This window comes from Janthinobacterium sp. GW823-FHT03B06 (genome assembly GCF_058796955.1).
The window spans coordinates 77712-99081 of sequence record NZ_JBXAJE010000008.1 but is presented as its reverse complement, the minus strand read 5'-3'; the positions used below and the strand labels follow the sequence as shown (position 1 = coordinate 99081).

Below are 21370 nucleotides of genomic sequence, written 5' to 3'. Positions count from 1 at the left end.
CTTAAGCCTTCGGCGCGGCCAGCAAGGCCTTCATGCGCGCCAATCTTTCCTTGGGCGAAATCACTTCCGCCTCCGTCGGCACGGCATCGCCCACGTCGAGTTGCATTTCCTTGATAAAGCGCGACGGGTCGCAATGGACTTGCTCGCCCGCCCGCTTGCGCTTCTTGCACCAGGTGACGTGCAAGGTGCGCTGCGCGCGCGTGATGCCCACATACATCAGCCGCCGCTCTTCCTGGATACGCGCGGCGATGGTTTCGGCCGGCGCGTCAGGATCGCCCTTGTGCGGCAAGATCCCCTCTTCCACGCCAACGAGAAATACGTGCGGAAACTCCAGCCCTTTCGACGCGTGCAGGGTGGACATGCGCACGGCGTCCTGCTCTTCGTCCTTGCCCTCGAGCATGGTCATCAGGGCCACCATCTGCGTCAGTTCCAGCACGTTCTTTTCTTCGCCGTCGCGGTCCTTGCCGCCCCTGCCCCGTTCCTTGAGCCAGTTGACGAATTCGAGCACGTTCTGCCACTTGCTTTGCGCTTGCCGTTCCTCGAAGGCGTCATACAGATACGATTCGTAGTGGATTTCCTTCATCATGTCGTCCAGCACTTCGGCCGCGTTGTCGCCGCTGCCGGCAGCGCCGGGACGGCTGGCGCGCGACTCGAGGTCGTTGATGAAGTTGCAGAAGTCGCGCAGCGGTCCCAGCTGGCGATCCGTCAGCTTGGCCTCGATGCCGCCCTTGAACACGGCCTGGAACAGCGAGCACTGCCACTGCCCCGAGAATGCGCCCAGCACCTCCAGCGTCGACTGGCCCACGCCACGGCGCGGCGTCGTCACGGCGCGAATGAAGGCCGGGTCGTCGTCTTCGTTGGCCAGCAAACGCAGGTAGCTGATGATGTCCTTGATCTCGGCCTTATCAAAAAAACTCTGGCCGCCCGAGATCGTGTACGGGATGCGCTCCTTGCGCAGACACTGCTCGATGATGCGCGCCTGGTGGTTGCCCCGGTACAAAATCGCGTAATCGGAAAATTTGTTCTTGCGCTCGAAATGGTCGGCCGAGATCATGATGGCGACCTGCTCCGCCTCCTGCTCGTCCGTCTGCATGCCCAGCACCTTGATCGGCTCGCCCAGGCCGTGTTCGGACCACAGCGACTTTTCAAACAGCTTCGGATTGTTGCCGATGACGGCATTGGCCGCGTTCAGCACGCGCATGGTGGAGCGGTAATTCTGCTCGAGCTTGATCACGCGCAAGTCGGGGAAATCCGTTTCCAGCGTTTTTAAATTTTCCACCGTGGCGCCGCGCCACGCATAGATCGCCTGGTCGTCGTCGCCCACGGCCGTAAACATCGGCTTCTTGCCGATGCCCGTCACCATCAGTTTGACCAGTTCGTACTGGCACGTATTCGTATCCTGGTATTCATCGACCAGCAGGTAGCGCAAACGGCGCTGCCACTTGTCGCGCACGGGGCCGTTGTTGCGGAACAATTCCACGGGCAGGCGGATCAGGTCGTCGAAATCGACGGCCTGGTAGGCGGAAAGCGTGGCCACATAGCTGCGGTAGATGCGCGCCGCGTTGGCTTCATCTTCATCCTTGGCTTGCGCCAGCGCCATGTCCGGATCGATCAGGCCATTTTTCCACAGCGACATGGCATTCTGGATGCCGCGGATCACCTGTTTATCGGTGGTAATGGCAAGGTCTTGCACGAGGGAAAAACAGTCGTCGCTGTCCATGATGGAAAAGCGGTCCTTCAGCCCCACGCCATTGGCTTCCTGGCGCAGGATTTTCACGCCCAGCGAGTGAAAGGTCGACACCGTCAACTGCTTGGCCTGGCGCGGCTGTTTCAATAATTTGGCGATGCGTTCCTGCATTTCCAGCGCCGCCTTGTTGGTGAAGGTCAGTGCGGCAATGGTGCGCGGGTCATACCCCCGGTCTTCGATCAGATGGGCGATCTTTTGCGTGATCACGCGCGTCTTGCCCGAACCGGCGCCCGCCAGCACCAGGCAGGGGCCGTCGAGGTAGGTAACCGCTTCGCTTTGGGGCGCATTCAGACCGAACTGTGGTGCTTTGGACATCAGGGTATTTCCGCAGGGAACAGCAGCCCATTGTAACAGCGTCGTGCAGCCTATTTGCATGCCGGACCATGCCTGAAAAACAGGCAATGGCATTGATATATCGCCATATGCCGCCATCTTGGCCGATGCAATGCGTGCGGCGATGCCACGCCTGGAGTACCATTCCGCCTATATCGCCCGTGCGCGCCCACTTACCGAATGGCAGTCCCATGAAATTTGAACACCTGATTGAAATCAATGATCCGTTGAATCCGCTGATCGATACCTTGACCCTGGAACAAGTGTGGCGCGGCCTCGTCTTGCGCGCCGAGTCGCCGAAGCTGTTCGTGCCGCACCTCGATGAGTGCCGGATCAGCGAGCGCTGCGACGCCGGTTTCGCGCGCAGCCTGCGCTATGGCGAACTGGTCATCAACGACAAGGTGGTGCTGGTGCCGCAACTGCAGGTGCGTTACGAAGTGCCGGCGCAACAGGATATCAGCGCCTCTTCATTGGTCATGACCATCGAGATGCCCGACGAAGCGAGCCTGTGGGTGCGCTTCCAGTACGACGACGGCCACGACGCGGCCACCGATGCGGCCAACGCCCTGTACGACGACTTCCGCCGCTCGGCCTACAAGGAGTCCGACATCGACACGGTGCGCATCATGCGCGAGCTGGCGCTCGAGGGACGGCTCGATGCAGGTCTGCTGAATTAAGCTCCCACGCTAAATTCGTGCGCTGCGGCCCCATAACTGGTCGGGGCGAAATTGCAGTCCCGCCTGCTCCGCGCTGAGCACTTCGCGGATGGCGTGCAAGTCCACGCGCGTGTCGCGCCGCAGCGGCACGTCCAGGCGCGCGCCGCGGGGGCCGACCAGCGACTGCACGTGGGGCGTGGTGGCATTCAAGCCCTTGCGCGTGACGACGCCGATTTCCCCATTGAGTAATTTGACGAAAGTGCCGACCGGGTAGATGCCCAGCTCGCGCACCAGCAGGGACGCCAGCGGCGCATCCAGGGTGGCCTTGTCGGCCATCAACATTTCACGCAAGGCCACGTTCGGCAGCAAAGGCTGGCGGTAGCTGCGCTTCGAGACGCGCGCGCAATAGCGGTCGGCCAGCATGATCAGCCGGGCGCCGATGCCGATCGCCTCGCCTTGCGTGCCCAGCGGATAGCCGCTGCCATCGATATTTTCATGGTGCTGCAGCACGGCCTGCAGCCAGACGGCATCCGTGACGCCGGCCGCGCGCAGCAAGTCGACACCGGCTTGCGGATGGGCGCGCAAATAGGCGCGTTCCTGCGCGTCCAGCGGGCCCGCCTTGTGCTGGAAATCCGCATGGCGTTCCAGCATGCCCACATTCATGCTCAGCGCGGCCAGCAGCACGCTGCGCAAGACGGCGTCGTCGAGTTTCAGCGCGCGCGCCAGCAGGGCCGTGATGACGGCCGTGTCGACGCTGTGGCGCACGGCAAAGTCGCCCGCGCTCTGGTTGTGCAGGATGCAGGCCAGCGCCACGTCGGCATCCAGAACAACGGCCTCTTCCACCAGTTGCGCCAGCGGCGCCAGGGATAGGTGGCTGCCCGCCTGCCCGGCGGCGATGACCGGCAAGACGAGGGCCAGCCCTGCCGTGACGAGGTTCAGCATGCGCAGGGCCGATGGCGCTTCCGTGGCCGTGCGCGGCACGTCGGCGCTGGTATCGGCGATGACGCCGCGCGCCAGCAGCAATGCGATCTGGTTTTCGCTGCTGATGACATGGCCCAGCCTGGCCAGCAAGCCGCCCGTTTCGCCATGCACGTCCCAGGGCAGGGCCACGCCCAGGGCGAGTTCTCCCGCGTAAATGCGCCGAATTTTCACATCGTCTCCATCATCGCCTGCACCCGCTTGTTTTTACCATCCTGGCATCAGCGGCATGTGCCAATTGAAATGTTTTTTGCTTTTAATCAATATTTCAATGTGGCAGCGATGATCGCGCAATCATGTGCGCTTGTCTACAAAATTGTATAAATATCAAAATTGCATCAGACGCCAGGCGAGCAGTCGGCGCAGTCCGGTGCGTGTTCCGGGTCTTTTTCCAGGTGCAGCGCCAGCTCGCGCAAGGCCGTGCGCACGCCTTCCTCGATGACGGGGTGGTAGAACGGCATGTCGAGCATGGCGGGCACCGTCAGCTGCGCCTGGCAGGCCCAGGCCAGCAAGTGGCCCAGGTGTTCCGCCCGTGGGCCGATCAGCTCGGCGCCGAGAAAGCGCTTGCTGCCGAATTCCGCATACACGCGCAACATGCCTTGGTTTTGCAGCATGACGCGGCTGCGGCCCTGGTTGCCGAACGACACGGCACCGACGGCAAAGCGGCCCGCGTGACTGACGCACAATTGCTGGTAGGTGGCGCCCACGGTGGCGATCTGCGGCTCCGTGAAAGCGATCGCCAGCGGCGTGCGGCGCAAGCCAGGTTTGACGTCGGGAAAGCGCGCCGCGTTGTCACCCGCTATGCGGCCCTCGTCGGCCGCTTCGGGCAGCAGCGGCAAGGCGTTGTCGGCATCGCCCGCGATGAAGATGGCGCTGGTGCCGCACTGCATGGTGTGCGGGTCATGCAGGGGGATGCCGTGGCGGTCGAGCTCGATTTGCGCCGTGTCCAGACCGATCTTGTCCACGTTCGGACGGCGGCCGATGGCGGCCAGCACGTACTCGAACTGCTCGGTTTTTTCCTGACCCGCATCATCGCGGCTGGTGAGCGCGATTCCGCCGCCGTCCGGCGTTGTTGCCATGTGCGCGACCTGGGTCATGAAACGGATATCGAGTTCGCGCGCCAGCACGGCATCGGCCTCCCGCAGCACCAGCGGGTCCGTCAGCTGCGCGACTTTATTACCGCGCGCAAACAAGGTCACGCGCACGCCCAGCCGCGCCAGCGCCTGGCCCAGTTCCAGACCGATGACGCCGCTGCCGACCACGGCGACTGACTTTGGCAAGTCCGTCCATTCGAACACGGCGTCGCTGGTGATGACGCGCTCGCCCGCCGCCTGCCACTCGGGCGGCACGATGGGCGTGGAACCGGTGGCGATCACCACGCTGGCCGCTTCGACAAGCGTATGTTCGTCGACCTGCAGCTTGCCCGGCGCAATGAAGCGGGCGTGGCCGCGCAGTTTTTCTTCCTCGGGGATGGCGTTGACGCCGTCGAGCACGAAGCCGACAAAACGGTCGCGCTCGCTGCGCACCCTGGCCATCACTTGCCGGCCGTCGATGCGCACGGGGCCAGGATGCACGCCAAAAGCGGGCGCGGCAGCCACGGCATGGGCCGCCTCGGCCGCCGCGATGAGGAGCTTGCTGGGCATGCAGCCCACGCGCGCGCACGTCGTGCCGTACGGCCCGCTTTCGATCATCAGCACGCGCTTGCCCTGCATGCGCGCGGCCTTGTGCGCCGTCATGCCGGCCGTGCCGCTGCCGATCACGGCTACATCCACTTGTATCGTTTTCATCGTGCTACTTATCTCCGCGTCAGATTGCTCACAGCGTTCGATACTACCCGTTTGCCGAAAATAAGGTTTTACTTTGCTGCAATATGTGTATTAGTATAACTAATCAATTCTAAAATTTATAAGCTGAGCTAATGGGATCACTCGATTATCGCGCGCTGGCCGTGCTGGACGCCGTGGCCAGCCATGGCAGTTTCGACAAGGCCGCCCTGGCGCTGGGCATCACCCAGTCGGCCGTCTCGCAGCGCATCAAGGCGCTGGAAGACGCCAGCGGGCGCTTGCTGATCATCCGTGGCCAGCCAGCCGTGCCGACGGGCCTGGGCCAGCGATTGATCGTGCATCACCGCAACGTCAAGCTGATGGAAGCATCGCTCGACATCGACCTGGGCAACAGCGTCAGCATGCCGGAAATCGCCATCGCCATCGATGCCGACAGCCTGGCCACGTGGCTCCCCGACACCTTGTCCGCCCTGCTGGCACCACCCCGCTGCCAACTCGACGTGCGCCTGGCCGACAGCGACAGCGCCCTGCAGATGGTGCGCGACGGCTCCGTGTTCGGCTGCGTGGCGGCCGAATCCGGCACGGCGCTCGACGCGGCGGCCGCCACCAGCGTCACGCCGCTGGGCACCTTGCGCTATGTCTGCGTGGCCACACCCGTGTTTGCGGGACACTGGTTCGGCGACGGTTTTATTGCCGAGGCGGTACAACTGGCGCCCGCCGTCGTGGGCCAGCACGGCTTGCTGGCGCGTTTCCTCGCTGAACAATTGAGCATGCGCGAACCGTTTCCGCACCACACCTTGCCGGTCGAAGCGGCGCGCCGCGCCTGCGTCCAGGACGGCTTGGCCTACGGCCTGATGCCGCAGCGCCTGGCCGCGCAGGCGCTGGCGACGGACCGGCTCGTCGATCTGATGCCCGGCAGTACCCTGGACGTGCCGCTGAGCTGGCACGCGTGGACCCTGGACACGCCGTTTACCAAGCTGTTGTCGGAACAGATCGTCAAATCGGCGCGCGATTACCTGCAGTAATTTAAATATCGAGCGGGTCCACTTCCAGCGACCATTTCACGCGCGTCTTCATGGCCCGCAACTCCGCTAACCATTCCTTCAGGAACGCCTGCAAGGCCGGCCGCGAAGGCGATTCGAGCAGCAGCTGGGCGCGGTCCACGTTGTAGACGCGCGTCATGCTCATGGGAATCGGGTCATTGATGGTCACCTGCGGGTGTTCCATGCACTCTTTCGCCGCCTGCAGGAATTCGATGGCCGTGGCCAGCTCGGGCGCCTCGGCACGCAGCAGGGCCTGGAACAGATACGGCGGCAGCGCCGCCTGCGCCCGCTCTTCCAGCAAGGTCGTGGCGAAATGGTCGTAATCGTGGTTGACGACGGCGTCGTACAGCGGATGGCGCGCATAGCGCGTCTGGATCAGCACTTCACTGACGCTGCCCCCTTCCGTCTGCGCAGCCCGTCCGGCGCGGCCCGCCACCTGCATCAGCTGGGCGAACAGGCGTTCGCTGGCCCGGTAATCCTGCGAAAACAGGGCCGTGTCCGGGTTCAGGATGCCGACCAGGGTCAGCTTTTTGAAATCGTGGCCCTTGGCCACCATCTGCGTGCCGATCAGGATATCGACTTCGCCCCGGTGCACGGTGTCGAACGCTTCCTGCGCACTGCCCTTCTTGCGCGTGGAATCGGCGTCGATGCGCAAAATGCGCGCCTCGGGAAACAGTTGCTGCAAGCCCTCTTCCACACGCTGCGTGCCGCGTCCCAGCGGCTGCAGGTCGACGTTGCCGCAAGTGGGGCAATGGCGGGGAATACGCAATTCCAGGCTGCAATGGTGGCAGCGCAAGCGGTGTTCGGGCTTGTGCAGCACCATGAACGAAGTGCAGCGCGTGCAATTGCTGATCCAGCCGCACGATTCGCAGCAGATCACGGGCGAATAGCCGCGCCGGTTCAGGAACAGCAGCGACTGCTCGCCGCGCTCCATGCGCAGTTTTAATGCGGCGACCAGATGCGAGGTCAGGCCGTCTTTCGGCTTGTCGCGCTCCATGTCGAGGATCTTGACGCGCGGCAAGACCGCATTTTTGACGGCCCGCTCGCGCAATTCCAGCTTGCGGTAGCGCCCCGTCTGCGCGTGGTGCCAGCTTTCCAGCGACGGCGTGGCCGAACCGAGCACGATGGGAATCTGCAATTGCCAGGCGCGCCACACGGCCAGGTCGCGCGCGGAATAACGCAAGCCTTCCTGCTGCTTGTAGGAAGGATCGTGCTCTTCGTCGATGACGATCAGTTTGAGTTTCGGCAAGGACGCCAGGATGGCCAAGCGCGTGCCGAGCACGATGCGCGCCTGGCCCTGGTGCGCGGCCAGCCAGTGCAGCATGCGCTCGCCTTCGGACAGGCTGCTATGCAAAGTGGCCAGCATGACGCCGGGAAAGCGCGCGCGGATATTGCCTTCCAGCTGGGGCGTCAGGTTGATTTCCGGCACTAAAATCAGGATTTGTGCATCGTCCTCGCGCGCCAGCACCTGGGCGCACGCCTGCAGATACACTTCCGTCTTGCCGCTGCCCGTCACGCCGTACAGCAGGGTCGGCTTGAAACCCTGCGCGCCGCCGATGGCGTCCGCCGCCTCTTGCTGGGCGGCATTGAGCGCCGGCATGTTCAGCGGCGTGCCGTCATGCGCATCGGCCAGCTTGCCCAGCTTCTTGATGGCGCGGTCGAGCGCCACGGTGGTGAGCACGCGCAAATTCTTCGGTAAACCCGGCAAGGCCACTTCACCGAGCGGGCGCTGGTAGTAATCGGCGGCGAAGGCGGCCAGCGCCAGCCACTGTTCCGACAGCGGCGCCAGCTGGCTGCGCACGGCCAGCACGTCCTTCAATTTCGCGGCGGGCACATCGGTGCTGTCGGACACGCCGACGATCAGCCCCATCACTTCGCGCCGGCCGAATGGCACCAGCGCCAGCTGCCCCACTTGCGGCAGCGGCACGGCAGCGCCCGTATCCGCCGCCGCTGTCCAGCGGTAGTCGAACAAGGCGTTCAAGGGCGTGTCGAGCGCGATTTTCAGGATGCACGACGTCAAAATGCACTGCGACATGGGGGTAGGGCCTATCTCAATAAAAAAGCGCGCCGCAGGGGCGATGGCGCGGCGGAATGTCCGGCATCAAGCCAGCGGGCCATGATACTTGTTTCATCCGTCAAACGCCTAACGACGGACGGGACGGCGTACTCTCGTGCCTGAAGAAAATTCTGTGGATAACTTTGTGGACAAAGCAAAATTAACTTTCAGAAAAATGTGGACATAAAATTTCGACTGCCGTCAAGAGCGGCACGCAAGAAAAATTAATCATTTAAAATCAATGGCTTAAAAATTGATGCCCGGGCGGCCACAAATCCACAGGGCATTTCCGCCGCTGTGCATAACTGAGCCATTTGTAATGTATTTATACAGAAATCGGCACCATTTTGAGGCGTCCGATCGGCAAAAACGCGGACGGCATGCAGCAAAATTGACAATTGCCGGGCAAGCGTTCGTTTTTACCTGACGGACGGCGAAACATTGTTCAATTATCATGCGCTGCAACATGCACTTCAGGTGAAACCTGAACATCGGCGCTAAGTATCGGTTAACAAAATACTTTTCAATTTTATCCACAGAATCTGTTGATAACTTTGTGGACAATGAAGGAATAAGACAAGCGGACGAAAGAATAACCTTATCAATAGCAACAAAGTCCGCTAGTCAATGAATTTTTTATTCCTTAATAATCAATCACTTGCAAATCGCCCCCGGGCATGGCTTTGACACTGCCTCTTATTTCCGCAGCAAAAAAAATTGTGCATAAGTCGGTATATCTTGCTAAGGCGCAGCAAAGAAAAAGGCAGGCTTCCGTTGGAAAGCCTGCCTTTTCTGCCCCTGCGCCAGGGGAAAACGACGACTTACTGGCCGCTGCGCATGGCGCGGCTCATGCTGTGCACGGCTTCCACCATCGCTGCCACGGATTCCGGCGGCGTGAACTGGGAAATGCCATGACCCAGGTTGAACACGTGGCCCGTACCAGCCGATGGCGCGCCGAAGGCGTTGAGCACTTTCGCCACTTCGGCGCGGATCTGCTCGGGGCTGGCGAACAGGATGGCAGGGTCGAGGTTGCCCTGCAAGCCCACTTTATGGCCCACCAGCTGGCGCGCGCGCGTCAGGTTGACGGTCCAGTCCAGGCCCACGGCATCGGCGCCGATGTCGGCGATCTGCTCGATCCACTGGCCGCCGCCCTTGGTAAACACGATGGCGGGAATCTTGACGCCATCCTTGTCGCGTTTCAGCTGCGCCACCACTTGCTGCATGTAGGCCAGCGAGAATTCCTGGTAGGCGCCGTCAGCCAGCGCACCGCCCCAGGAATCGAAGATCATCACGGCTTGCGCGCCGGCATCGATTTGCGCATTCAGGTACTGCGCCACGGACGTGGCGTTGATCACCAGGATGTGGTGCATCAGGTCAGGGCGGTTGTACAGCATCTTCTTGATGGTATGGAACTCTTTCGAGCCGCCGCCCTCCACCATGTAGCACGCCAGGGTCCACGGGCTGCCGGAAAAACCGATCAGCGGCACACGGCCATTGAGTTCCGTGCGGATTTGCGTGACGGCCTTGAAAACGTAGTCGAGCGATGCCAGGTCCGGCACTTGCAAGGCCTTCACGTCCTGCTCCGTGCGCAGCGGGCGCTCGAACTTCGGGCCTTCGCCATCGGCGAAATACAGGCCCAGGCCCATGGCGTCCGGCACCGTCAGAATGTCCGAAAACAAAATGGCCGCGTCGAGCGGGAAACGCTCCAGGGGCTGCAAGGTCACTTCCGTTGCGTAATCGGGATTCTTCGCCAGGCCCAGGAAGGAGCCGGCCCGCTCGCGCGTGGCGCGGTATTCGGGCAGGTAGCGGCCCGCCTGGCGCATCAGCCAGACAGGAGTGTGCTCGGTCGGCTGGCGCAGCAGGGCGCGCAGGAAAGTGTCATTCTGGAGCGGAGCAAATTGTGGCATGGCAGGCAATCGAGCTTGGAGAAGCGGTATTATCGCATCCAATCGCCGCCATTTCATTGATTCCGGTGCCGCTTTGCAGCATTTGCCACGCACAGCGATGACTTTCGTTGTGCCTGCCCTTCCATTATGATGATGAACGCCGCCGCGCTGCCTGACGCCGCCTGGAGGCCCCTCTACCCACCACGACACGGAGCCCGCATGACCTCGACCGCATCCAGCACCCCTTATGGCATTTGGCCATCGCCGATCAGCGCGGCCATCGTCGCCGCCGGCGCCTCGCCGCTGACGCAGCTGGCCCTCGGGGGAGCGGATGGCGCCGACGTGTTCTGGCTGGCCGGGCGCGCCAGCGAGGCGGGCCGCAACACCCTGCTGCGCCAGCGCGGCGCGCGTGTCGATGAACTCACGCCAGCGCCGTTCAATGTGCGCACCCGCGTGCATGAATACGGCGGCGGCGCGTATGCGGTGGCCGGCGATACCGTGTATTTCTCGCATTTCGCCGACAATTGCCTGTACCGCGTGGCCGGCGACGCCGCGCCCGAAGCGTTCACCACGGGCGGCAATACGCGCCACGCGGACTTCGTCGTCGATGCGGCCCGTGCCCGCCTGATCGCCGTGCGCGAGCAGCATCCGGCAGAGGGCCATGCGCAGCCGGAAAACTGCCTGGCGGCCGTCGGCTTCGACGGGCACGAAACGGTGCTGGCGCGCGGCCACGATTTTTATGCGGCGCCGCGTTTGTCGCCGGACGGCAGCCAGCTCGCCTGGATCAGCTGGGACCACCCGCGCCTGCCGTGGCAAGGCACGGAGCTGTGGCTGGCCGACGTGCAGGCGGACGGCAGCCTCGGTTCGCCCCGCCTGATCGCCGGCGGCGCGCGCGAGTCGATTTGCCAGCCGGAATGGTCGCCGAACGGCTTGCTGCACTTCGTTTCCGACAGCAGCGGCTGGTGGAATTTGTACCGTCTGCACGGCGCCGACATCGAGGCGCTGTGCCCGATGGAAGCGGAATTTGCCACGCCGCACTGGACCTTCGGCGGCAGCATGTACGGTTTTCTTTCCGACGACGAGATCGTCTGCACGTATATCCAGTCCGGCATCAGCTACCTGGCGCAATTGAACGTGACGGTGGCCAAGCTGGAACCGATACCGCACCCGTACCAGGAAATCCGCGAACTGCGCGTGGGGCCCGGCTTCGTCGCGCTGCTCGGCGGCAGTCCCACCATCGCGCTGGAACTGGCGCGCATCGACCTGTCGAACCATGAACTGGAAGTGCTGGCGCAGTCGATCACGGCCTTGCCCGCGCTGGCGTACCTGTCCGTGCCGCGCAGCTTGAGTTTCCCTAGCAGCAATGGCCGCACGGCGTACGCGTTCTTCTATGCGCCCACGAATGGCGACGTGCAGGCGCCGGCAGGCACCTTGCCGCCTGTCATCGTCATCAGTCATGGCGGTCCCACGAGCATGGCCAGCAATACCTTGAAGCTGGCGACGCAGTACTGGACCAGCCGCGGCATCGGCGTGCTCGACGTCAACTACGGCGGCAGCAGCGGCTTCGGCCGCGAATACCGCGACGCGTTGCGCGGGCAATGGGGCATCGTCGACGTGGAAGACTGCATCGCCGGCGCCCGCTACCTGGCCGCCGAGGGCCTGGCCGACCCCGAGCGCCTGATTATCCGCGGCGGCAGCGCGGGCGGCCTGACGACCCTGTGCGCGCTGACCTTCCACGACGTCTTCAAGGCCGGCGCCAGCTACTATGGCGTGTCCGACCTGAAAGGCCTGGACGACGATTCGCACAAGTTCGAATCGCGCTACACCGATTACCTGATCGCCCCCCAGCCGCAAGCCGAGGCCCTGTACCGCGAGCGCTCGCCCATCCACCACACGGACAAACTGTCGCGCCCGATGATCTTCTTCCAGGGCCTCGATGACAAGGTGGTGCCGCCGCAGCAATCGCAGCTGATGGTCGACGCCCTGCAGGCGCGCGGCGTGCCCGTCGCCTACGTGCCGCTCGAAGGCGAGGGCCACGGCTTCCGCAAGGCGGAGAACATCGTGCGCACCCTCGACGCGGAACTGTATTTCTACCAGCGCGTATTCGGCCTGCCCGTGACGGCCGGCGAGCCGCCCGTGCATATCGCCAATTTACCCGCATGAGCGAACCGAATGTAGAGCAACATCTGCTGGACGAGTTCTCCGCCCTGGAGCAGCACGAACAGATGATCCTGGCCTTGCTGGCCATCGCGGGCGAACCCGTGGGCAAGCATGCCGTGTATGAACACTTGCAGCGCGCCAACGTCGTCGAGCCGGACGGCACGCCGTTTGCCCTGCTCACCGTCACGGGCATGCTGCAGCATTTGACGCGGCACGCGCTGGCGTCCGAAGTGGTGGGACGGGGCTATGCCTGCGAAGCGAAGCTGCGCTGGCCCGCCATGCGCGCCGCCATCGAGCACCTGGTGTTCCGCGACCTGTGCCAGGCCATCGAGCTGATCAACCCCGTGCGGCGCAACTGGGATGGCTATGTGGAATTGCGCAGCTACCGGCAAGGCGTGGCGCGCCTGCGCATCGCCCTCTTGCGCAATGACGAGGTGCGCCACGTGGCCGCCATCCTGGCCGCCTGCATGGCGTGCTATGAAGCGCAGCAGCTGCATCCGCTGATCGAGATCTTCGGCCGGCCGTTCGAGCCGGAAATGCTGTCTTTCGTCATGCCGCAACTGCAGGACGACATCCTCGCCGTGCTGCTGGGCAACGCCCCGCGCGAACCGGCCACGGCGCACGCCATCCGTACCTACGCGCGCGCGCACCACGCGCGCCAGGCGGCCGCCGGCGACCACATCGGCGCCGCCCTGCCGCTGGCCCTGGCCGAAGACGCCCTGCTGTGCGGCGAACTCGACGCGGCCGCGCGCTACCTGGCGGGCCAGCAGGGGCCGCAGGCACTGTTTGTCGACAGCAGCATCGCCCTGTTGCGCGGCGAACATGCGCACGCCGTGGCGGGCTTCGAAACGGCCCTGAAAGGGTTGCGCAAGGAAACGGGCAAGCGCAAGCTGTGCTTTACGGGCATCGGCGGCCACCTGTACGTGCTGGCCCTGCTGCGCGGCAACGATGCCAAGCTGCTGAAAAGCGCGGAGACCTACCTCGATATCGCGCTGCATGCGCAACCGAACCACGACAGCATCGTCTACCAGCAACTCAATACCTTGCGCCTGGTGCGCGCCGGCGTGCTGCAAGCCGATGCGATCCCCACGCGCAGCTGGGAAACGGGACTGCAGGCGCAGCTGTTCCAGGCCTTGCTGTACTACTGGCTGGCCCTGCCGCAATTGAGCGAGCGCAAGGATCAACTGCGCCTGTTGGTGCAGCAAGCGGACGCGGCCGGCTACGACCTGATTGCCGCGCAGGCGGCCGGCTTGCTGGGCTTGCTGGGCGAGCCGCAGCAGGAGCGCTACGCCACGGCCAAGCGCGCGCAACACGGTCTGACGGACATGGCGCCGTGGTTCGAGCGCCAGGAAGCGTGGCAGCGCCAGCTGAGCGCCCTGATCAACCTGCAGCAGAACGCGCCCGCCGAAGCGCTGGGCGGCGTCTCGCGCCTCGTGTGGCTGGTGGCGTTCGACCCGCGCTTCGGCTTGACGGCCGTGGAAGTGCGCGAGCAGAAACGCGACGCGCGGGGCGGCTGGAGCAAGGGCCGCGCCATGGGCCTCAAGCGCCTGGCCGAAGAGGCGGGCGACATCGATTTCCTCACGCCGCAAGACGCGCGCGCGGCCGGCAGCATCGCGCCGTTCAAACAATATTATTCGTCGGCACCGCGCTATGAAATCGAGCTGGACAAGGCTGCCGTGCTGCTGGTGGGCCACCCGCTCGTCTTCTGGCTCGATCACCCCGACACGCGCGTGGAACTGATCGCCGGCGCGCCCGAACTCCTGATCAAGTCGCACGAGGGACAGCTGTGGCTGGGCATGCAGCCGCCGCTGCCCGACAGCGGCAGCAACGTCGTGGTGCAGCGCGAGACGCCGACGCGCCTGCGCGTGGTGCACATCCTCGACGAACACCGGCGCATCGGCGCCATCGTGGGCCTGGGCTTGTCCGTGCCCCTGCACGCGGAAAAACAGGTGATGCAGGCCATCGGCGCCATCTCGTCCATGGTCACCGTGCAGTCCGATATCGGCGACGGCGCCGGCGACGCTGAAGTCATCACGGCCGACCACCGCCTGCACGTGCATTTGCTGCCCTACCAGCAGGGGTTGAAGATGCAAATTCTCGTGCGCCCGCTGCTCGACAACGGCGCCTATTACGCACCGGGCAGCGGCGCCGAAAGCGTGTTTGCCGATGTGGCGGGCCGGGCCGTGCAAGCGCGGCGCGACCTGAATGCGGAACGCGAAGCGCAGCGCCAGCTGATCGGAAAATGTCTGGTGCTGGAAGAGGCGGAAGAAGAGCATGGCGAATGGCTGCTGGGCCAGCCTGCGCTGGGCCTGCAATTGCTGGTGGAGCTGCAATCGCTCGACCCCGCCGGCATGGTCTTGGCCTGGCCGGAAGGCGAAACCATGCGCGTGTCGAAACGCATCGACAGCGGCCAGATGCGCTTGAATATCAAGAGTGAAAAAGACTGGTTTGCCGCCAGCGGCGAAGTGCAGATCGATGAAGACAAGGTGATGGATTTGCGCGCCCTGCTCGATTTGATGCAGAACAATAAAAGCCGCTTCGTGGCCCTGGGCGACAACCAGTTCCTCGCCCTCAGCGACGAGCTGCACCGCCGCCTGTCGGAACTGGCCGCGTATGGCGAAGCGCATGCCGATGGCGTGCACATCCACCCGCTGGCCGCGTTTGCGCTGGAAGAGCTGGCCAACGATGCGGGCGGCGTGAAGGCCGACAAACTATGGCGCGAACACTTGCTGCGCCTGCGCGCGCTCGACGACTATCAACCGCAGCTGCCCAGCACCCTGCAGGCGGACTTGCGCGACTACCAGCTGGCCGGCTACCAATGGCTGGCGCGCCTGGCGCACTGGGGCGTGGGCGCCTGCCTGGCCGACGACATGGGACTCGGCAAGACTTTGCAGGCGCTGGCGCTGATCCTCGCGCGCGCGCCGAACGGCCCCACCCTCGTCGTCGCCCCCACGTCCGTGTGCATGAACTGGATCAGCGAAGCGCAGCGCTTCGCGCCCACCTTGAACGTCAAACTGTTCGGCAGCGGCGACCGGGCCGACATGCTCGACACCCTGCAGCCGTTCGACGTGGTGGTGGCCAGCTATGGCTTGCTGCAGCAGGAAGCCGCCATGTTTGCCGGCGTGCGCTGGCATACGATCGTGCTCGACGAAGCGCAGGCGATCAAGAATGGCGCCACCAAGCGCTCGCAAGCCGTGATGGCCCTGCAAGGCGATTTCCGCATGGTGGCCAGCGGCACGCCGCTGGAAAACCACCTGGGCGAACTGTGGAATCTGTTCCGTTTTATTAACCCGGGCTTGCTGGGCACCCTGGACCAGTTCAATTTGCGCTTTGCGGGACCGATCGAAAAGGATCAGGACAAGCGGGCGGCGGCCGGCGCGCGCCTGCGGCTGCGCCGCCTGATCGCGCCGTTCATCCTGCGCCGGACAAAAACGCAAGTGCTGTCGGAATTGCCGTCACGCACGGAAATCGTGCTGGAAGTGGAATTGTCGCCGCAGGAAACGGCGCTGTACGAATCCTTGCGCCGCGAAGCGCTGGAAAAGCTGGCCATGGTGGAAGGACCGGCCTCGAAAAAGGCCATCCAGATCCTGGCCGAGATCATGAAACTGCGCCGCGCCTGCTGCAATCCGCAACTGGTGGCGCCGGAACTGGGCCTGGCCAGCAGCAAGCTGGCCGCCTTCGCCGAGCTGCTTTCGGGCTTGCTGGAAAACCGCCACAAGGTGCTCGTCTTCAGCCAGTTCGTCGACCATTTGACACTCATCCGCAAGCACCTGGAGCAGCATGGCGTCAGCTATCAGTATCTCGACGGCAGCACGCCCATGCAGGAGCGCAAGCGCCGGGTCGACGCCTTCCAGGCGGGCGATGGCGACGTCTTCCTGATCAGCCTGAAGGCGGGCGGCATGGGCATCAACTTGACGGCGGCCGATTACGTGATCCACATGGACCCGTGGTGGAACCCGGCCGTGGAAGACCAGGCCTCGGACCGCGCCCACCGCATGGGGCAATTGCGCCCCGTTACCATTTACCGGCTGGTGGCGAAACACACGATCGAGGAAGGCATCGTCGAATTGCACCAGCACAAGCGCGACCTGGCCGACAGTCTGCTGGAAGGCAGCGATGCGGCCGCGCGCATGTCGGCCAGTGACATGCTGGGCATGCTGCAGGAAGGGCTGAAGCGATGAGCTTGAAAAAATGCACGGGGAAGCCGCGTTCCATGCGATGATCGTTTTTCCCTGTTTTGATGCCACGCCATGACCGACTATATCGCCACCAGCGCCGGCCAGCGCGCCACCTTTTTGTGCGGCAAATCCTGGACCGCTTATGTCAGCACCTTCATCATCGCCGTGCTGCTGTTCTTTGCCGCCCTGCCGCTGGCCTTCAAGTACAACGCGCGCGCCGCCTTCGTGGTGCTGATCGGCTCGGCGCTGATCGTCGGCTACCGCCTGCTGACCATCCGCAGCTATCAGCTGTACTACGACGAGACGGGCGTGTGGCTGGCGTCCGGCATCTTGCCGTGGAAAAAGAAACTGACGGGCGTCAAGTGGCGCGACATGGATGAAGCCGTCTATGAAACCAACTTCTGGAGCTGGCTGTTCCAGTCCTATACGGTAAGAGTCCGCCAGCGCTACACGCAGGAAACGGAAATCCACGCCACCGGCATGGCGCGCGGCAAGGATGCCGTGGCGGCCATCAATGCGCGCCACCAGGACCTGCTGCGCGGCAGCGCCATCGTCGTCTAGCGCCGCGCGCTCCCGGCGCAAAAAACTGCGCAGCGGCGGCAATTAATGCTAATCTTTGGGCCGCCCAGGCAAGCAAGGCCAACCTTTCAATAGTTGTTTGTTACTTATATTATCAGTTTATTATTTTCTGATACTGACAGACAGCAAAATATTCAAGAGATAAACTATGCTGATCAAAAATAAAGTTGTGCTCGCCGCATTGATGATGGCTTTTACCCTGACACCGGCCAGCGCCGCCAAGAAACCGCAGAAGCAAGGCAAGGCCGGCACCAGCAGCAGCAAGAAAAAAACCGTCGCCAAGAAAGCGGCCGTCGTCACGGCGGCCACGGCAGCGACGGTCGCGGCCGTCGCCAGCGAGAACAGCAGCGACCGCTCCATGAATAACCTCAGCGGCCAGTTCCTTACGGCCCTGTGGCGCCTGGACCCGGAAAGCGCGATTTCGGTCGGCAAGTACGATGGCGCCGCCAACCTGAGCATTCCCGACGCGGCCAGCCGCCAGAAGCAGCTGGCCTTCATCGAAGAATGGCTGGGCAAATTCGGCAAGCTGAATGCCGGCAAGATGTCGGACAAGCAACGCACCGACCTGGCCTTGCTGACGAATAAATTGCAGTCGGACCGCTGGTATCTGACCACCTTCCGCGAATTCGAATGGAATCCCGCCCAGTACAACGTGGCCGGCTCCATCGATTTCATCCTGAACACGGAATACGCGGCCCAGCCGCAGCGCCTGCGCACCTTGCTCAAGCGTATCGCCAGCGTGCCGCAATACTATGCGGCCGCCCGCGCCAGCATCGTGAACCCCACGCGCGAGCACACGCAGCTGGCCATCGCCCAGAGCGCCGGCGTGCTCAGCGTGCTTGACGACCTGAACAAGACGGCACAGGGTTCCATCCTGACGCCGGCGGAAAAACAGCTGTACAACGCGCGCATCGCCGCAGCCCGCACGGCCGTGCAAGGCTATGCGGCCTGGCTGACGGAACAGGATGCCGCGCTGGCGCAGAACGGCAATGCGCGCTCCTTCCGCATCGGCAAAGATTTATATGAACAGAAATTCGCCTACGATATCCAGGCCAGCGTGAGCGCCGAGCAGATGTACCAGAAAGCTCTGGCCGCGCGCGAAAAGCTGCTCGAGCACATGGATAGCCTGTCCGACGAGCTGTGGGTGAAAACCATGGGCAGCACGGCCAAGCCGGCGGACCGCACGGCGAAGATCGGCATGGTGATCGACAAGCTGTCCAGCAAGCACGTGGCCCCCGCCGATTTCGTGCCGGAAATCCGCCGCCAGATCCCGGAATTGCAGGAATGGGTGACCAGCCACAACCTGCTGACGATGGACCCGAAAAAGCCTCTGGTCGTGCGTGAAACACCCGCCTACCAGCGCGGCGTGGCCGGCGCCAGCATCGAGGCGCCCGGCCCCTACCGTCCGCAGGACCGCACCTATTACAACGTGACGCCGCTCGACGGCGAAACGCCGGAACAGGCGGAAAGCAGCTTGCGCGAGTACAACCACTGGATCTTGCAGATCCTGAACATCCACGAAGCCATCCCCGGCCACTACACGCAGCTCGTGTACGCGAACAAGTCGCCGTCGCTGGTCAAATCGATCTTCGGCAATGGCGCCATGATCGAAGGCTGGGCCGTGTATGGCGAGCGCATGATGCTCGAATCGGGCTATGGCAACAACGCGCCGGAAATGTGGCTGATGTATTCGAAGTGGAACTTGCGCAGCGTCACCAACACCATCCTCGACTACAGCGTGCACGTGCTGGGCATGACGGAAGCGCAAGCGCTCGACCTGCTGACGCGCCAGGCGTTCCAGACCAAGCGTGAAGCCACGGAAAAATGGCGCCGCGTGCAGTTGAGCTCGGTGCAACTGACCAGCTATTTCAGCGGCTACAGCGAAATCATGGACTTGCGCGAACAGCGCAAGCAAGCGCTGGGCAACAAGTTCGTGCTGAAGGATTTCCACGAGCAATTCCTCAGCTACGGCAGTGCCCCTGTCAAAGTCATCAAGGAATTGATGAATTAAGCGGCGCTCGCCGTCAGCTTGCAAAGGGCGCTGCGGCGCCCTTTTTGCATGCGTTTGCGCCGCCGCAAACCACCAGCGCCCCTGTCCATTAAACTGACGGGAAGGCAGGCGCCACCGCACTCCTCACTGGCAATTGCCGATTTTTCTGCTAGGGTGAGAGTCGGGAGCGTCCATGCATATGCCCATCCAGTTCGACACCCTCGATTACGCCAAACGCCTCGCCTCGGCAGGGGTGCCCACGCAGCAGGCGGAAGCCCATGCCACGGCCCTGGGCGAGGTACTGGGCTCGGCCGTCGTCGTGCATGGCGAACTGGCGCTGGAGCGCAATCTGCTGGGGGAAATCAAGCTGGTGTCGCAGAACGTCGATACCAAAGTGGGCGCCCTGGAGATGAAGATCGATGCGCTGGAGCTCAGGCTCGACACCAAAATTGACGCCCTGGAGCAAAAATTCGACGCCCGCCTGGAACGCCTGGACTTGCGCCATGGCGCGGACATGAAACACGTCTACTGGATGATGAGCACCTTGATCCTGCTCAACCTGGGCATCCTCAGCAAACTGATGCTGCAGTAAGCGCGCACTCACTTTCCTGGCAACAAAAAAGCCGCTGCTCCCGGGGGAGGTCAGCGGCTTTTGCTTGCGAGTATAGTAAAGCGTCTAGGACGCCTCTTCCGGCGCCTGGGTGGCCTTGACGAAGATGGGCGCCACCAGCAGGCCCAGCTCGAACAGCAGGCACATCGGGATGGCCAGCGAGAACTGGCTGACCACGTCCGGCGGCGTGACGATGGCGGCAATGACGAAGGCGCCGACGATGATGTAGGGGCGCACTTCCTTGAGTTTCGCGATGGAAACCAGCCCCATGCGCACGAGGATCACCACCACCACGGGCACTTCGAACGTGGCGCCAAAGGCCAGGCACATCGACATGACGAAATCGAGGTAGTTTTCGATATCCGGCGTCACCGCGATCGACGACGGCGAAAAGTCGCTGATGAAGTGAAACACGCGGCCAAACACAAAGAAATAGCAGAAGGCCACGCCGGCCATGAACAGCAGCGACGAGGAGATGACCAGCGGCGCGATCAAACGCTTTTCATGCGTGTACAGGCCGGGGGCGATAAACGCCCACATCTGGTACAGCACCCAGGGCAAGGCGACGATAAAGGCGATCACCAGCGTCACTTTCATCGGCACGAGGAAGGGCGAGATGACGCCGGTGGCGATCATTTTCGAGCCGGCCGGCAGCGAGGCGATCATCGGCGCGGCAATGAAATCGTAGATATGCGAAGGGCCGGGCCAGTAAAACAGCACGGCGCAGACGACGGCGATGCCGATCGACGCCTTGACCAGGCGGTTGCGCAGCTCGACCAGATGCGAGATAAAGGTTTCTTCCACCGGAGATTTGCTACTCATGAGTAAAAGGAGGAGGAACTGGCACGCGGCCGGAAACGCGCCACGCGGGCGGCCGCCGATTGCACGTGCAGCTTGCCGCCATGGCGCTGCTTGTACCAGCCAGGGATGGCGGAATTGCGCACCAGTTTCTTGCGGCGGAATTCGCGCGCCTTGCGGGCCAGGTCATCGTTGGTGGCGCGCAGCATGGCTTCATGGGCGTCGTGATGCCCCTCATACGAACTGGAATCGCCGCGCCAGGCGTTTTCCACCTCGGCCAGGTTGCCGGAAATCGAATTTTCCACGCCATGCATGGATTTCTCCACACTTTGCTTGACGGAATGGGCCGCCTCCCGCACTTCCTTCTGCAGGTTTTTCAGCTCTTCCATTTCAATTTCGCGCGAGACTTCGGATTTCACCTGGTTCAGGTAGCGTTGCGCGCGGCCATACAGGGTGCCGGCCATGCGCGCCACTCTCGGCAACTTTTCAGGGCCGATGACTATCAACGCAACCACGCCGATGATGGCGATTTTAGAGAGACCGAGATCGATCATAAGCAGACAAGGCTGTTA

14 protein-coding genes are annotated in these 21370 nt (G+C 63.1%); 7 read left to right on the top strand and 7 right to left on the bottom strand.

Annotation, left to right across the window (positions count from 1 at the left end):
• Position 1: 1 nt before the first annotated feature.
• Complete coding sequence (locus AC1RBA_RS23265; RefSeq protein WP_070219613.1) at positions 2 to 2062, bottom strand: UvrD-helicase domain-containing protein; 2061 nt, start codon at positions 2060 to 2062, stop codon at positions 2 to 4.
• 209 nt (positions 2063 to 2271) lie between these two features.
• Between AC1RBA_RS23265 and AC1RBA_RS23260 the strand changes: the two genes are divergently transcribed.
• Positions 2272 to 2757 carry an SRPBCC family protein gene (locus AC1RBA_RS23260; protein WP_070219615.1) on the top strand — a complete coding sequence of 162 codons (486 nt, stop codon included), beginning with the start codon at positions 2272 to 2274 and terminating at the stop codon, positions 2755 to 2757.
• 9 nt (positions 2758 to 2766) lie between these two features.
• Here the strand turns inward: AC1RBA_RS23260 and AC1RBA_RS23255 are convergent, their stop codons facing one another.
• Both AC1RBA_RS23255 and AC1RBA_RS23250 read right to left on the bottom strand, forming a co-directional pair.
• Positions 2767 to 3888: an HD-GYP domain-containing protein gene (locus AC1RBA_RS23255; RefSeq protein ID WP_492419932.1), complete on the bottom strand. Its 1122-nt coding sequence runs from the start codon at positions 3886 to 3888 to the stop codon at positions 2767 to 2769.
• A 164-nt stretch (positions 3889 to 4052) separates the two neighbouring features.
• Positions 4053 to 5501 (bottom strand): dihydrolipoyl dehydrogenase, encoded by a 1449-nt coding sequence (locus tag AC1RBA_RS23250; RefSeq protein WP_230506476.1) that lies wholly within the window; start codon positions 5499 to 5501, stop codon positions 4053 to 4055.
• Between the two features lie 131 nt (positions 5502 to 5632).
• On the opposite strand from AC1RBA_RS23250, the gene AC1RBA_RS23245 reads away from it, so the two are divergent.
• Positions 5633 to 6523, top strand: coding sequence for an ArgP/LysG family DNA-binding transcriptional regulator (locus tag AC1RBA_RS23245; RefSeq protein ID WP_492419931.1), 891 nt, complete (start codon positions 5633 to 5635; stop codon positions 6521 to 6523).
• A gap of 1 nt (position 6524) precedes the next feature.
• Here the strand turns inward: AC1RBA_RS23245 and AC1RBA_RS23240 are convergent, their stop codons facing one another.
• Positions 6525 to 8576: a primosomal protein N' gene (locus AC1RBA_RS23240; RefSeq protein ID WP_070219618.1), complete on the bottom strand. Its 2052-nt coding sequence runs from the start codon at positions 8574 to 8576 to the stop codon at positions 6525 to 6527.
• 842 nt (positions 8577 to 9418) lie between these two features.
• Complete coding sequence (hemE, locus tag AC1RBA_RS23235; RefSeq protein WP_492419930.1) at positions 9419 to 10504, bottom strand: uroporphyrinogen decarboxylase; 1086 nt, start codon at positions 10502 to 10504, stop codon at positions 9419 to 9421.
• 198 nt (positions 10505 to 10702) lie between these two features.
• On the opposite strand from hemE, the gene AC1RBA_RS23230 reads away from it, so the two are divergent.
• The 5 genes from AC1RBA_RS23230 (at position 10703) to AC1RBA_RS23210 (ending at position 19982) form a co-directional block, all read left to right on the top strand.
• Positions 10703 to 12646, top strand: a complete 1944-nt coding sequence (locus AC1RBA_RS23230) for a dipeptidyl-peptidase 5 (protein ID WP_492419929.1) — start codon at positions 10703 to 10705, stop codon at positions 12644 to 12646.
• Positions 12643 to 16824, top strand: a complete 4182-nt coding sequence (locus tag AC1RBA_RS23225) for a DEAD/DEAH box helicase (RefSeq protein WP_492419928.1) — start codon at positions 12643 to 12645, stop codon at positions 16822 to 16824. The genes AC1RBA_RS23230 and AC1RBA_RS23225 overlap by 4 nt, the downstream gene beginning before the upstream one ends.
• A 69-nt stretch (positions 16825 to 16893) precedes the next feature.
• Positions 16894 to 17382, top strand: coding sequence for a hypothetical protein (locus AC1RBA_RS23220; protein ID WP_492419927.1), 489 nt, complete (start codon positions 16894 to 16896; stop codon positions 17380 to 17382).
• A 169-nt stretch (positions 17383 to 17551) separates the two neighbouring features.
• A complete protein-coding gene (locus AC1RBA_RS23215) occupies positions 17552 to 19411 on the top strand; it encodes a DUF885 domain-containing protein (protein WP_492419985.1) in 1860 nt (619 codons plus the stop codon).
• Between the two features lie 172 nt (positions 19412 to 19583).
• Entirely contained in the window at positions 19584 to 19982 is a 399-nt protein-coding gene (locus tag AC1RBA_RS23210) for a hypothetical protein (RefSeq protein WP_162995523.1), read from the top strand.
• Positions 19983 to 20066: 84 nt separating this feature from the next.
• On the opposite strand, the gene tatC is transcribed toward AC1RBA_RS23210, so the two are convergent.
• On the bottom strand, positions 20067 to 20822 hold the full coding sequence (gene tatC / locus AC1RBA_RS23205; RefSeq protein ID WP_035823092.1) for a twin-arginine translocase subunit TatC: 756 nt from the start codon (positions 20820 to 20822) through the stop codon (positions 20067 to 20069).
• Positions 20819 to 21352 carry a Sec-independent protein translocase protein TatB gene (gene tatB / locus AC1RBA_RS23200; protein WP_492419926.1) on the bottom strand — a complete coding sequence of 178 codons (534 nt, stop codon included), beginning with the start codon at positions 21350 to 21352 and terminating at the stop codon, positions 20819 to 20821. Before tatB ends, tatC begins: the two co-directional genes overlap by 4 nt.
• Between the last annotated feature and the right edge of the window lie 18 nt (positions 21353 to 21370).